Consider the following 14040-nt stretch of genomic DNA (forward strand, 5'->3'; position numbering starts at 1 on the left):
TTCAGGCAATATTTATCCCTTTGCCCATTCCGACCGCGGAATATCGAACAATTTCAGAACGCTCGTCAGATCGCCACGCTCGATCCAGCCATCCGATGCCGCGCGGGCCTTGGGCTTGGCGTAATAGGATATGCCGTAATCGGCCGCTTCGATCATCGGAATGTCATTGGCGCCGTCACCCATGGCAAGGCTGCGCGCATTGGGCCCAAGCCGCTCCATCTCGCCCTTCAATGTCTTCTTCTTGACCGAACTGTCGACGATGGCGGCCGCGAGATCGCCGGTCAGCCTGCCATTCGCAACGCCCAGCACATTGCCGACCACGCGGGAAAAGCCCAGCACCTCGGCCACCGGATCGGCGAAGCTGTGAAACCCGCCCGTCACCAGCACCGTATGGCACCCACGCGCATTGAGCGTTTCGACCAGAATACGGGCGCCGGGCATGGGCGTGATCCTTTCGGCAAGACATTGCGCAATCGCGCTTTCGGGCAAGTCTTTCAGCAGTCCGACACGTTCTTTCAATGCGCTTTCGAAATCGAGCTCGCCCTGCATCGCGCGCTCGGTAATGGCGGCGATCCGCGCTTTCAGACCCGCGAAATCCGCAAGCTCGTCGATGCATTCCTGCCCGATCATGGTCGAATCCATATCGGACACAAACAGATGCGGCACCTCGATCGGGCCTGCCGAAACGAGCAGGTCGGACGGCGCGAATGCATCGGACAATATCTGGCGAACCACAGCCGGATCGCCTTCCGCCAGCGAGATTTCGAGCACATCGCCGCAGAAATCCAGCATCGCGGCCTCTGCCACCGGCCAGCCTTTGGCGTCCAACGCAGCGCTGGCGGTGTCGAGCGCGCTTTCAAGCGTGGCGGGGTCTGCTATCAGCCGGGCGATGAGCACGGGACAATTCTCCAACGAAGCGATTCAGGCGAACAGGCCAAGGGTCGCGCTCATCGCAGGGCCGACGGCGAGCGGCAAGAGCGATCTGGCCGTGCGGCTTGCATTGGCGGCGCATGAACATGGCTTGCCCGCGACCGTGATCAATGCCGATAGCGCGCAGGTCTATGCCGATCTGGCGGTATTATCGGCGCGGCCGAGCGAGGAGGAAATGCGCGGCGTGCCGCATCGGCTGTTCGGTTCGTGGGACGGGGCCATGCCGTGCAGCGCCGCCGATTGGGCCGATGCCGCACGGGCAGAGATCGATGCGGCGCATGCTGCGGGCCGCCTGGCGGTACTGGTTGGCGGAACGGGGCTCTATCTTCGCACTTTGATCGACGGCATCGCCCCCGTGCCCGACATTGATCCGGCCATCCGCGAGGCTGTGCGCGCGCTGCCCGTGACCGAGGCGCACGATGCCCTGTCTCGCGAAGACCCGCAGGCCGCCGCCCGCCTTGCCCCGGCCGACACCACGCGCATCGCCCGCGCGCTGGAAGTGGTGCGCTCTACCGGTAAGCCGCTTGCCCACTGGCAGGCACGGCTGGAGGGCGGGATCGGGAAGCGGATCGACTTGGCCGCAACGATCCTGCTGCCCGACCGCGCGTGGCTTTACGAACGATGCGACCGGCGCTTTGGCTTGATGCTGGAGCATGGGGCGAAAGCGGAAGTCGAACGCCTTCTTGCCCGCGATCTGGACCCGGCCCTGCCCGTGATGCGCGCGATTGGCGTGCCCGAGATCGCAGCATGGCTGCGCGGCGAGATCACAAAAGAGGAAGCCAAAGCGCAGGGCGCGCTTGCCACGCGGCGCTATGCCAAGCGGCAATATACATGGTTCCGCCATCAACCTCCGCAGGATTGGAAGCGGATTGAGCGATATAATTCTGATTTTAAGGATCAGATTGCAACTTTATTACATTATTTTGGGTTGACATGATCAATTATGTCTCCTACTTCGCCCGCCAATGGGGATGATGCCTGCGGGCCCGGCGGTCGAACGCTCGGGCCCGAATTCATCCGGGCACCCTGTTTTTGCGAACCCTCATCTGTCATGGGGTTCGCCAGATTAAACGATGGAGCGATACGTGACCGAGCGCAGCGGCGCAGAGATATTGATGGACAAGCTGGTCGAGCAGGGGGTCGAAGTCGTCTTCGGCTATCCCGGCGGCGCGGTGCTTCCCATCTATGACGCCCTCTTCAATGACGAGCGTATTCGCCACATCCTCGTCCGCCACGAGGCGGGCGCAGCGCACGCCGCCGAAGGCTATGCCCGCTCCACCGGCAAGCCCGGGGTCGTTCTGGTCACCAGCGGTCCCGGTGCGACCAATGCCGTCACCGGAATTGCCGATGCGTTCATGGATTCGATCCCGATGGTCGTGCTGACCGGACAGGTCGCGACCGCAATGATCGGCACCGATGCCTTTCAGGAGGCCGATACCGTCGGCATTACGCGCCACTGCACCAAGCATAACTATCTGGTGAAAGACCCCGCCGATCTGGAAGCGACCATCGACGAGGCGTTCCAGATTGCCACCACGGGCCGCCCCGGCCCCGTCGTGATCGACATTCCCAAGGATGTTCAGGTCGCCAGCATCGACGGCAAGGCGCACCAGATGCCAAGCCGCTACAACCCGCCCTTTACCGGCGATGAAAACGCCATTGCGCAGGCGATGGACATGCTGGCGGCGGCAGATGCGCCGGTCCTTTATACGGGCGGCGGCATCATCAATTCGGGGCCCGGGGCAAGCGCGCTGCTGCGCGAATTGCAGGCGCTGTGCGGCGCGCCCGTTACCTCGACGCTGATGGGGCTTGGCGCGTTTCCCGCCGATCATGGCGACTGGCTGGGCATGCTGGGCATGCATGGTACGTGGGAAGCGAACCATGCGATGAACCGTGCCGATCTGATCCTGTGCCTTGGCGCGCGTTTCGACGATCGGGTCACCGGCCGGATCGAGGATTTTGCACCCCATGCGCGCAAGATCCATGTCGATATCGACCGTTCATCAATCAACAAGACGGTCGCGGTCGATCTGCCGATCCTGGGCGATGTGGGTGAAATCATGCGCCAGATGATCGCCCGCTGGAACGCGGCCGGCCACGAGGCGAACGACCTGACCGAGTGGAAGGCGCGGATCACCGGATGGAAGGCGCGCCAGTCGCTGGCCTATCCCAAGTCCGAGCAGGAAATCATGCCCCAACTCGCGATCGAGCGGCTGTTCGCCCTGACGCGCGACAAGGACCCGATCATCACTACCGAGGTGGGCCAGCACCAGATGTGGGCCGCCCAGCATTTCGGTTTCTTCGGCCCGAACAAATGGCTGACCAGCGGCGGCCTTGGCACCATGGGCTATGGCCTGCCCGCCGCCATCGGCGCGCAGATCGGCAATCCGGACGCGCTGGTCATCGACATCGCGGGTGAAGCATCGATCCAGATGAACATTCAGGAACTCGGCACGGCAAGCCAGTATCGTCTGCCGGTCAAGATTTTCATCCTGAACAATGAATTCATGGGCATGGTCCGCCAGTGGCAGGAGCTGACCTATGAATCGCGCTATTCGAACAGCTATTCCGACGCTTTACCCGATTTCGTGAAACTGGCGGAGGCCTATGGCTGGAAGGGCATCGTGATCGATGATCCGGCCGACCTCGATGCCGGGATTCAGGCGATGATCGACTATGACGGTCCGGTGATCGTCGATTGCCGCGTGGCAAAGCTGGCCAATTGCCTGCCGATGTTCCGGTCCGGCGCGGCCCATACCGACATGATGCTCTATGGTGACGAGGCGCCCGCCGCCATCACCGTCAGCGCAGAAGCGAAAGCCTCGGTCTAATGCATATCCAGCACAGAGAGCAGGAACGGCACGTTCTGGCCGTCACCGTCGATAACGACCCGGGCATTCTGGCCAAGATCGCCGGTTTGTTCACCGCACGCGGCTATAATATCGATTCGCTGACGGTGGCCGATATTACCGAAAACCATCGTGTATCGCGCATCACCATCGTCACCCACGGCCCTCCGCAGGTGATCGACCAGATCCATGCGCAGCTGGAACGGCTGGTCCCCGTGCACAAGGTCGTGGACCTGACCGAACAGGGGCCGCATGTCGAACGCGAACTGGCGCTGGTGAAAGTGGCCGGCAAGGGCGACAACCGTGTCGAGGCACTGCGCCTTGCCGATGTGTATCGCGCCAAGGTCGTGGATTCGACCACGCAAAGTTTCATTTTCGAAATCACCGGCGCGCCGGAAAAAATCGACAGCTTCGTCGCATTGATGCGCGAACTGGGTCTGGTCGAAGTGGGCCGGACCGGGATCGTGGGCATGATGCGCGGGGCAAACGGCGTCTGACCGCCGGAAGCTGATATCATTGGCCATCCATTGGCTGGCGACATGTGCATTGAAGCCATGCGTCAGCCCGTCTAATCGCCCTGCACGAATTGCCGGGCTGAAGGGGAATACGAAGTGAAGGTTTATTACGACGCCGATTGCGACATCAATCTGGTCACCGACAAGAAGATCGCCATCGTCGGCTATGGCAGCCAGGGTCATGCCCATGCGCAGAACCTGCGCGACAGCGGCGTGAAGGAAGTGGCCATCGCCCTGCGCGAAGGTTCAGCCACCCGCAAGAAGGCCGAAGGCGCCGGTTTCAAGGTGATGACCAATTCGGAAGCTGCCGAATGGGCCGACATCCTGATGATCCTTGCCCCCGACGAGCATCAGGCTGCGATCTATAACGACGATATCGCGGGCCGCATGAAGCCCGGTTCGGCACTGGCGTTCGCCCATGGCCTGAACGTCCATTTCGGCCTGATCGAACCGCCCAAGGACATCGACGTCATCATGATCGCGCCCAAGGGTCCCGGTCACACGGTGCGCAGCGAATACCAGCGCGGCGGCGGCGTGCCCTGCCTTATCGCGATCCATCAGGACGCGACCGGCAATGCGCATGACGTGGCGCTGGCCTATGCCAGTGGCGTCGGCGGTGGCCGTTCGGGCATCATCGAAACCAACTTCAAGGAAGAGTGCGAAACCGACCTTTTCGGCGAACAGGCCGTTCTGTGCGGCGGCGTGACCCATCTGATCCAGGCCGGCTTCGAAACGTTGGTCGAGGCCGGTTACGCCCCCGAAATGGCCTATTTCGAATGTCTGCACGAAACCAAGCTGATCGTCGATCTGCTGTATGAAGGCGGCATCGCCAACATGCGCTATTCGATTTCGAACACTGCCGAATATGGCGACATCAAAACGGGTCCGCGCATCATCACTGACGAGACGAAGGCCGAAATGAAGCGCGTTCTGGCCGACATCCAGTCGGGCCGCTTCGTCAAGGATTTCGTGCTCGACAATCGTGCGGGCCAGCCCGAGCTGAAAGCAAGCCGCAAGGCCGCCGAAGCGCACCCGATCGAGCAGACCGGTGCCAAGCTGCGCGCCATGATGCCATGGATCGGCGCAAACAAGCTGGTCGACAAGGAAAAGAACTAAACCCTTCGACCGGCTGGCCAGCCTATAGGCCAGCCAGTCCGAATGCACGGAATCCCGCCGTCCTGATGATCGGACGGCGGGATTTTTATTGTGCGTTTTGAATGATTTTCCATGGGTTACACTTCTGTGCCTTCTTTTCTGAATGGATCGTCATGGCCAATTACCGCCGCAGACGGTTCCCGTATGGAGGAGACAGCATCATGACATTCAATCTGAAGACCAAACTCGCCGCCGCTGCACTTGCCAGCGCCGCCATTGCCGCACCGGTACTCGCGCAAAGCGAAGCCCCTGCCCTTCCCGGACAGGTCGATGTGTCGCGTGTCGCCGCAGGCAGCTATGCCGCCGATCCGATGCACACGCTGGTCGGATTCCGGCTCAACCATTTCGGTTTCAACGATTATTTCGGCATTTTCGGCGGCGTGACCGGCCAATTGCAGATCGATCCCGCCAATCTTTCGGCTGCCAGCGTCGATGTTACGATCCCTGTAGCCGATGTCACCGTCGCGGCTTCTGAATTGAAAGACCATTTGCTGCGCCCCGGCGCCGATGGCGCAGAGCCCGATTTCTTCGGTCCCGCACCTGCGGCGGCGCGCTTCACCTCGACCGGCGTGACGGTCACGGGCGACACGACGGCCAATATCACCGGCAATCTCACGCTCAACGGCGTGACCAGGCCGGTCGTGATTGCAGCCGAATTCACCGGCGCCGGCGCCAATCCGATGAGCCAGGCGGAAACCATCGGTTTCGAAGGCCGGGCCGCGATCAAGCGTTCCGACTTTGGCATCGATACTTTCGTTCCGATGGTGTCCGACGAAGTCACCCTCGACATCACGGCGGCGTTCGAAAAGCAGTAAAATTGCACGAAACGACACGTTCGGGGCGCGTTTGTGGTCGCAAACCGCCCCGTTCGTGCACCTCTTTCGCTTTACAAGCACGGCCATGTGCAGCATAGGCAGCGCCATGAACGCAAAGCTTGGACTAATCCTGCGACTTATCCGCCCCCGGGCGTGAGGCGATGCGTCGTGTCCACGGCGCGGTTGGCGCCCCGGGGGACATGATCGTTCAGCACTGAAAGGCCAAGAACCGGCAGATCAGTCAGCAGCCGCAGAATTCCAGGACGTAAAGCGAACAATCCCATGACGATGTTGCAGAACCCTTCGGCCAAATACCGGCCGTTTCCGACCGTGCCTCTGGACAACCGCCAGTGGCCCAGCAAGGTGATCGACAAGGCGCCGCGCTGGCTTTCTACCGATATGCGCGACGGCAACCAGTCGCTGATCGATCCGATGGATGCGGTGAAAAAGAACCGCTTCTTCGACACTCTGGTCAAGGTCGGGCTGAAAGAGATCGAAGTCGGATTTCCCGCCGCGGGCGCGACCGAGTTCGACTTTATACAGGGCCTCGTCCGTTCGGGCCGCATCCCCGATGACGTGATGGTTCAGGTTCTGACCCAAAGCCGCGAAGATCTGATCCGTCGCAGTTTCGAAAGCCTGGAGGGTGCGAAACAGGCGATCGTGCATGTCTATAACGCGGTCAGCCCCGCTTGGCGCGACATCGTGTTCCGCATGACCAAGCCGGAAGTGCGCGAGATTGCCGTCGCGGGTGCCAAGGTGATCCGCGACGAGGCCGGCAAGCGCCCCGATACAGACTGGCATTTCGAATATTCGCCCGAGACATTCTCGACCGCCGAACTCGATTTCTCGATCGAATGCTGCGAAGCGGTAATGGATATCCTGCAACCGACGCCCGACCATCCGATCATCCTGAACCTGCCCGCCACGGTTGAGGCCGCAACGCCCAATATCTATGCGGACCAGATCGAATATTTCTGCCGCAACCTGCCCAATCGCGAGAGCGCGATAATCAGCCTGCACACGCATAACGATCGCGGCACCGGCGTGGCCGCGGCGGAACTGGGGCTGATGGCAGGCGCCGACCGGATCGAGGGTTGCCTGTTCGGCAATGGCGAGCGGACGGGCAATTGCTGCCTCGTCACCATGGCGCTGAACATGTACACGCAAGGGGTCGAACCCGGCCTCGATTTCTCGAACATCGACGAGGTTATCGAGACAGTCGAATATTGCAACCAGATCCCCGTCCACCAACGCCACCCCTATGGCGGCGAGCTGGTGTTCACGGCCTTTTCGGGCAGCCATCAGGACGCCATCAAGAAAGGGTTCGAGGCGCACGAGCAGCAGAATGACGAGATCTGGCGCGTCCCCTATCTGCCGATCGACCCGGCCGATCTGGGCCGGAATTACGAAGCGGTCATCCGCGTCAATTCGCAATCCGGCAAGGGCGGTTTCGCCTGGGTGCTGGAGCAGGATAAGGGATTGAAGCTGCCGAAACGGATGCAGCCCCATTTCTCCAAGGCCGTGCAGAAAATGGCGGACGAGACTGGCCGCGAACTGAATGCCGAAGATATCTGGCACGCGTTCCAGCACGAATACCGCCTGTCGCGCCCCCAGCATTTCCAGCTGGTCGAATATGAGGAAGCACGCGCCGCAGATGGCACGCGCATCTTCACGGGCAAGGTATCGGTCAATGGCGAGGAACGCTCGGTCTCCGGTCGTGGCAACGGCCTGATCAGTTCGGTCATCGCGACCCTGCGCGACAGTTTCGACCTTGCGCTGGAAGTGAACGATTATTCCGAACACGCGATGACCAAGGGTTCGGATGCGCGTGCCGCCGCCTATGTCGAATGTATCACGCGGGGCGGCGATACGATCTGGGGGGTCGGCATCGACGAGGATGTCGCCACCGCCAGTGTGCGCGCGATCCTTAGCGCCGCCAATGGCGCATGGGGCCTGCAAGGGTAGGACATCGGGAAAGGCTGCCTCTTCCGGACCCCGTACAAAGGATCACCGGAAGGGGCGCGTATCCTGCCATAGCAGTTCGGCCATGGCGTCGAGGTGCGAGAAATCGATATGTGCGCCGATCGGGTCCTAGCGGTTCAGGATCAGCGGCCGCCCCGCTGCCGTCACCAGCCGTCGTTTCAGGGCGCGTTGCAGCAGGGCCATGCGCTCCAGCGCATCGCCGTCGGCCCGTTGCCGCACGGCCCGGTCCAATGCCGTGCCGCCTGCTGCCCGCCTTCCCCTCCTAGACTGTGACCAAGACATCTCGATCGCAGTGACCCTTTCCAGCACCAGTTCGTTGTAGAGGCGGTGTGGGCCGCGGTGCAGCGGTAACCCGTGTTTGAGAGCCAGCCTTTCCGTTGCCGGCAGCAGGACCCCGTTGGCCCCGAAATTCTCAAACCCCAGCCCCTGCGGAACTAGCTCCGAAAAGAAATGCTTCAGGCTGTTGCTAGAAAGAAGTTGCCGGGGCAGCAGATGATGCCGCTGCCATCCCGGGGAGTATCCCGGCGAGCCCCTTCTGTTGATCGACGAAAACCGCGTTGTGGTCGAAGTGATATTCGTTGGTGATACCTGCATGCCTGTCATGGCAGCACTACGCGATCAATTGCTAATGGTAGTCTTAGCGAGAAAGGTTAAGGAGGCCTTTATTCGCATCAATCTGCACATTGATGGCGCCGAACCCGTCGACTTCGACTGTCTGATCGGCCTGAACCGGCCCTTCACGCACCAGAAAATCCATCATCCGCATGGCAAGCCGTGCCTGATCCGGCGGAGCCATATTATCCGATGGCAGCACGGCGACATCCTGTCCGACCAGAAGGTCCAGCCCTACCGAACGCACCACGCCATTGTCCTGCCGCACCAGCGCGGCAAGCCCAAGTGCCGGAAAGGCCCCGCCCTCCAGCCAGATCGCAGCCATGCGCCGGAAATAGCCGGCCCCCATCAGCACCGAAGCCCCGCCCCAGTGCACAGCCATTGCCTGGGCATTCGACAAGGTCAGTGCCAGCGCGGCCTGTGCGTGCAGGATTTTCACCGGATCGCCATATTGGCCGACATGTTCCGGTGCGATCACCAGCGCAGCGCAATCATCCAGCACGCTGCCGTCGACATCGAAACGATGATCGATCTGCGGATCGAAGGTCGGATCGTGTCGATCGGTCGCCATGGCAATGCGCAAATCGGCTTCTCCGTCGGAATCGGCGGCGTGTAGAATCCACACGTCATCGACCGCCGGATTGGCGTCTGCACCGATCGATTCCAGAGTGGACCGCAAATGCTGTTCGAGCACCGGCTACGAACACCGGAAAAAGAGGGTTAAAACAAGACCCCGCAACTTTATTTCGTTCCCATATTGAAACGTTACCAGCTTTGCATCCTGCGACAAATTTGGAGACAACAATCCCTTAGGTGCTTTTACTAAACGAAAATTGCGCTCCTGACGAGGTTACCATTGGTCCAAATCGGACCTATCCCGAGACAGGACAGATTTCATCTATCTTAACTAAAACACACCCATGGCAAGCCCCGCCGCCAGCGCTGCCCCCAGATCGGCACAACGCGCATGTTCGTCTTCGCGGAGCTGTTTGGGTGCCAGGATCTCTTCGGGCGTTTGCGCGTGAAAGTTGCAGATAAGGGGATCAGCCACGCGCCGCAGTCGCCAGCCAGTGGCGATCCGGTCGATCTGCCGCGTGGCATTCTCTCCATCCGAACCGGCGGCAATGGCCGTGGCATAGGCCCGCCCCTCGATCCTGCCGAACACGGGATAATAGCAGCGGTCGAAGAATTCTTTCATTGCGCCCGTCATGGCCGCAAGGTTTTCGGGACAAACGAACAGAAACGCCGCGGCAGCAAGCAAATCGCCGGGCATCGCCTCTTCGGCGCGCAGCAGGCGACAGGCCGCACCATCCTGTTCCACCGCTCCGTCGCGCGCGGCGGCGGCCATCGCTTCTGCCCCGCCCGTGCGGGAGTGCCAGACGATCAGAAGCTCGCGGCGATTGTCCTGCTTGGCCATGGCTCGCTCCTGCCCGCCGGGTGAATAGGCGTTTGCGGTGGATAAGTCCGCGCGATCACGCCGATGGGCCGCCCTGCATCGCGCAGCCGTGCTAAGCACGCACCATGGCTGCCGGTATAGACGAACGCAATATCAAGGGATTTGTCTGCAATGTCTCCTCCTCGCTTTCGGGGCGGGCATGGCAGTGGCGCGGGGGCAATATGGCGCTGGGCGCGTCGTCCGACGGGGCGGGCCTGCTGCGCCAATTGCTATTGTCGCGCGGCGTGGCCGAACATGATGTCGAACGCCAGATGCAGCCGACGATGCGCGGTTTCCTGCCCGACCCCTCCATCTTCGCCGACATGGACAGCGCTGCCGAACGGCTGGCTCAGGCCGTTCTGGGCGGGGAAGCGATTACCATCTATGGCGACTACGATGTCGACGGTGCGACCAGCGCGGCGCTGCTGATCCGCCTTTTGCGGCAACTGGGCGCCGATCCCGGCCATTATATACCGGACCGCCTGCTGGAAGGTTATGGCCCGACCGGCGAATCGCTGGTCCAACTGGCCCGCCAAGGTTCCAGCCTGATCGTCACCGTCGATTGCGGAGCGATGGCGCACGAGGCTTTGGCCGCCGCTGCCGATGTGGGCGTCGATGTGATCGTGGTCGACCATCACAAATGCTCTGCCGAATTGCCCCGCGCCGCGGCGCTGGTGAACCCCAACCGCCTCGATTCCAGCGACGATGCCGCAGCGCATGGCCATCTGGCTGCCGTGGGCGTCGCCTTTCTGGTTGCGATTGCCCTGATCCGCATCCTGCGCCGCGAAGGGTTCTTCGCCACCCGGAAAGAACCCGATCTGATGGGGCTGCTCGATCTGGTGGCATTGGGTACGGTGGCCGATGTGGCGGCTTTGCACGGGCTGAACCGCGCTTTTGTGGCGCAGGGCCTTAAAATCATGGCGCGCAGGCAGAATGTGGGGATCGCGGCGTTGATGGATGCAGGCCGCGTGAAGCGCGCACCGCAGGCCAGCGATCTGGGTTTTGCACTTGGCCCGCGTATCAATGCCGCAGGACGGATCGGGGATTCCAGTCTTGGAGTGCGGCTTCTGACCACCGAAGACATGGGCGAAGCGCGTGAGATCGCCGCGACGCTGGACCGGCTGAACGAGGAGCGCCGCGCCATCGAGGCTGCTGTGCAAGAGGCCGCTGAAGCGCAATTGCAGGGGCAGCATAACCGCTCTGTGCTGGTGCTGGCGGGGCGTGGCTGGCACCCCGGGGTGATCGGCATTGTCGCGGGGCGGATCAAGGAAAAGACCAACAAGCCCGTTTTCGTCATCGCGGTCGAAGACGAAGCGGTGGATGGCGCATTGCAGGGCAAGGGTTCGGGCCGATCGATCAGCGGCGTCGATCTGGGCGCCGCCGTGATTGCTGCGCGTGAGAGCGGCTTGCTGGTCAAGGGTGGCGGCCATGCGATGGCGGCCGGACTGACGATCGAGGAAGCGAAGGTCGACGCGTTCCGCGACTGGCTGGACGAACGGCTGGGCCGCGATGTCGAAAAGGCGATGGCTTCGCGCGCGCTCACGCTCGACCTTTCGCTCACGCCCCGCGGGTTGCAGCCGCAGCTGATCGACCAGTTGGAAGCCGCCGGCCCCTATGGCGTCGGCTGGCCCGCCCCGCGCGTGGCCGTCGGGCCGGTCACTCTGGTCAAGGCCGATGTGGTCGGTCAGGGCCATGTCCGCCTGATCGCGGCGGGGCAGGATGGCGCGCGGTTCAAGGCCATCGCCTTTCGAGCGGAAGAGAGCGACCTGGGGCAAGCCCTCCTTTATGGATCGCAGGGGCGCAGGCTGTGGCTCGCGGGCCGCGCCAAGATTGACGATTGGGGCAATGTTCCGGCAGCAGAGCTGATGCTGGAAGACGCTGCTTTCATCGATTGAACATCGGGTTGGAAACCATTGCGCCCGCTGGCAATTGCACGGCGGCGCGTTACAAGCATCGATGATGGATTTTCCGGCAATCATTCGAGACGAGATGCGGGTCGAAAACCGCCCCGTGCCCGACAGGCTTGACGATTGCTGCATGGACATTCCCCTGCTGCAGTTGCGGCGCGACAGTTTCCTTTTCACCACCCCGCGCGGAACTCGGTTCCATTACGCCATCGGCCAAGGGCTCGCCGTCGAACAATCGGCCAAAGGATCGGCCGAGGAAACCGATCTGTTCTATCACGGATCTGTCTATGGCGTGGTCGCGTGGCTTAACGGCCTTGTTCCCCTCCATGCCAGCAGCGTGGTTAAAAACGGCAGGGTTATCGCCTTTACCGCAGAGTCCGGTGAAGGGAAATCCACGCTTGCCGCCGCACTGACGCAACACGGGTTCGAGCATCGGTCCGACGATGTATTGCTGCTGGAAATTTCTGGCGAATCGATCCGCGCATGGCCGGATCGCGATCGTATCAAGCTGTGCGACGATGCATTCTGCCTGACCGGTGCCAGAAAACTGGGCGCGATCGAGCCGGGGGCAGAGAAATTTTTCGCCCAAGTACATATGGTTAACGGCGAAACCAGGAGTGGACCGGAACAAGCCCCCCTACCCTTCCGCGATCTGGTCGTTCTTGCCAGCAAACAACATGGGGATCCCGAACTCGTGCCCTGCACGGGTGCGCAGAAATTACCGCAACTTCTCAACGCTATGTACCGGATCGAAATCCCGATATGGCTAAAAGACGAAGCGCGCTATCGCAATAATCTGGCCCGTCTTGGAACGGACCTTACTATGTGGACGTTGACACGACAACGCGACCGCAGCCACTTTGCGGACGATGTCGCCTCTAACGCACGGCACCTCGACGCGATCTGATGAAAATTGTGCAGTTGCGAATTCCAGTGGAAATTGTATAGGAATGAAGCATCAATCGCGGACAACGCAGGATTATTGAGTCTTATGGAACAGTCGAAAACCACTTGGACTGAGCCGAAGCTGGAACCGCTGGATGTGGATTTGCCTTCGGTTGCATCGGGCAGCATTTACTTCAACGACGGTTCCGCCGGTAACGGTAACGCTGGATTGTCGAGGAACTCGTAAGCATAGCCGAGAAGCAAGGAAACAGGCGCGGTGTCACCGGTTGATCCGGTTCTTCACTTCGAACTGCCTGATCTGCACGGCCCGTCAGTGCGTCCGGCTTTCCTGTTTTCTCCGGCATCTGGCCGTGACCAGCCCGGCTCTGGTTTGCTGACTACCGGGTCCGCATGGGTTGAGCCCGAACTCCGCGCTCTACCGCTCGAAATGTCATCGGTTTCGACGGGAAACAACTATTTCGCGGACGGAACGCACCGGCAAAATCTTTCCAGAAAACCGTGAATATTACAGCATGTCGCTCATCGGGATGGGTCAAACGGTCCAAGCGGTCGTCCCGATTTGAGACGATTTTCATCGATCAGGCGGTATGATGGAATCCGGCATTCCTCTTTCCGGTCAGTTGCGGCAAATGCCCGATATGGCAAACAGACTGATCAAATTGCCGGAACGATACGAAGCCAGCCCGATCGATGACGAGCTGATGCTGATCGACATCGACAGCGGCCGGTTTTTCGCGCTCAAGGATGTGGCCCTGCGGATCTGGACCTCGCTTGACGGCGAAAGCGATCTCGACTCCATCGCCAGCGTGCTGAGTGCGGAGTATGAGGTTGCACCGCAACATGCCCGTCAAAGCGTCGGAAACTTCGCGGACAGCCTTGTCGATGCCGGGTTTGCCCGCTTTACCTGAACGGGCTCTCCCGATTGCGTCCATT

Annotated in this window: 13 protein-coding genes; 9 read left to right on the plus strand and 4 right to left on the minus strand. The window is 61.2% G+C overall.

From position 1 onward, the window contains the following. Positions 1–12: 12 nt before the first annotated feature. Positions 13–897 carry a phosphoserine phosphatase SerB gene (serB, locus tag LOZ74_RS09945; protein ID WP_230291073.1) on the minus strand — a complete coding sequence of 295 codons (885 nt, stop codon included), beginning with the start codon at positions 895–897 and terminating at the stop codon, positions 13–15. Here serB and miaA point away from each other — a divergent pair. From miaA to leuA, 6 genes are all read left to right on the plus strand, one after another. Then, positions 890–1867, plus strand: a complete 978-nt coding sequence (gene miaA, locus LOZ74_RS09950) for a tRNA (adenosine(37)-N6)-dimethylallyltransferase MiaA (protein ID WP_230291074.1) — start codon at positions 890–892, stop codon at positions 1865–1867. The two genes, serB and miaA, sit on opposite strands and share 8 nt — an antisense overlap. Positions 1868–2003: 136 nt before the next feature. Beyond that, a complete protein-coding gene (ilvB, locus tag LOZ74_RS09955; RefSeq protein ID WP_230291075.1) occupies positions 2004–3761 on the plus strand; it encodes a biosynthetic-type acetolactate synthase large subunit in 1758 nt (585 codons plus the stop codon). Continuing rightward, positions 3761–4276, plus strand: a complete 516-nt coding sequence (gene ilvN / locus LOZ74_RS09960) for an acetolactate synthase small subunit (RefSeq protein ID WP_230280977.1) — start codon at positions 3761–3763, stop codon at positions 4274–4276. The genes ilvB and ilvN overlap by 1 nt, the downstream gene beginning before the upstream one ends. 114 nt (positions 4277–4390) lie before the next feature. Next, entirely contained in the window at positions 4391–5410 is a 1020-nt protein-coding gene (gene ilvC, locus LOZ74_RS09965) for a ketol-acid reductoisomerase (RefSeq protein ID WP_230291076.1), read from the plus strand. Between the two features lie 200 nt (positions 5411–5610). Continuing rightward, positions 5611–6264: a YceI family protein gene (locus LOZ74_RS09970; RefSeq protein WP_230291077.1), complete on the plus strand. Its 654-nt coding sequence runs from the start codon at positions 5611–5613 to the stop codon at positions 6262–6264. A gap of 282 nt (positions 6265–6546) precedes the next feature. Continuing rightward, complete coding sequence (gene leuA / locus LOZ74_RS09975; protein ID WP_230291078.1) at positions 6547–8229, plus strand: 2-isopropylmalate synthase; 1683 nt, start codon at positions 6547–6549, stop codon at positions 8227–8229. Positions 8230–8355: 126 nt separating this feature from the next. Here leuA and LOZ74_RS09980 read toward each other — a convergent pair whose 3' ends face one another. The 3 genes from LOZ74_RS09980 to LOZ74_RS09990 all read right to left on the minus strand — a co-directional run bounded on the left by LOZ74_RS09980 (position 8356) and on the right by LOZ74_RS09990 (position 10276). After that, complete coding sequence (locus LOZ74_RS09980; protein ID WP_230291079.1) at positions 8356–8850, minus strand: AHH domain-containing protein; 495 nt, start codon at positions 8848–8850, stop codon at positions 8356–8358. A gap of 34 nt (positions 8851–8884) precedes the next feature. Further along, positions 8885–9553 carry a hypothetical protein gene (locus LOZ74_RS09985; protein WP_230291080.1) on the minus strand — a complete coding sequence of 223 codons (669 nt, stop codon included), beginning with the start codon at positions 9551–9553 and terminating at the stop codon, positions 8885–8887. Positions 9554–9766: 213 nt separating this feature from the next. Next, a complete protein-coding gene (locus tag LOZ74_RS09990; protein WP_230291081.1) occupies positions 9767–10276 on the minus strand; it encodes a flavodoxin family protein in 510 nt (169 codons plus the stop codon). A gap of 104 nt (positions 10277–10380) precedes the next feature. Here LOZ74_RS09990 and recJ point away from each other — a divergent pair, with 104 nt between their 5' ends. The 3 genes from recJ to LOZ74_RS10005 all read left to right on the plus strand — a co-directional run bounded on the left by recJ (position 10381) and on the right by LOZ74_RS10005 (position 14015). Beyond that, positions 10381–12189 carry a single-stranded-DNA-specific exonuclease RecJ gene (recJ, locus tag LOZ74_RS09995; RefSeq protein ID WP_230291082.1) on the plus strand — a complete coding sequence of 603 codons (1809 nt, stop codon included), beginning with the start codon at positions 10381–10383 and terminating at the stop codon, positions 12187–12189. A 61-nt stretch (positions 12190–12250) separates the two neighbouring features. Further along, a complete protein-coding gene (locus tag LOZ74_RS10000) occupies positions 12251–13108 on the plus strand; it encodes a hypothetical protein (RefSeq protein WP_230291083.1) in 858 nt (285 codons plus the stop codon). 637 nt (positions 13109–13745) lie between these two features. Continuing rightward, a complete protein-coding gene (locus LOZ74_RS10005; protein WP_230291084.1) occupies positions 13746–14015 on the plus strand; it encodes a PqqD family protein in 270 nt (89 codons plus the stop codon). Positions 14016–14040: the final 25 nt, after the last annotated feature.

The sequence above is a fragment of the Croceicoccus sp. Ery5 genome (genome assembly GCF_020985325.1).
Lineage (GTDB): Bacteria > Pseudomonadota > Alphaproteobacteria > Sphingomonadales > Sphingomonadaceae > Croceicoccus.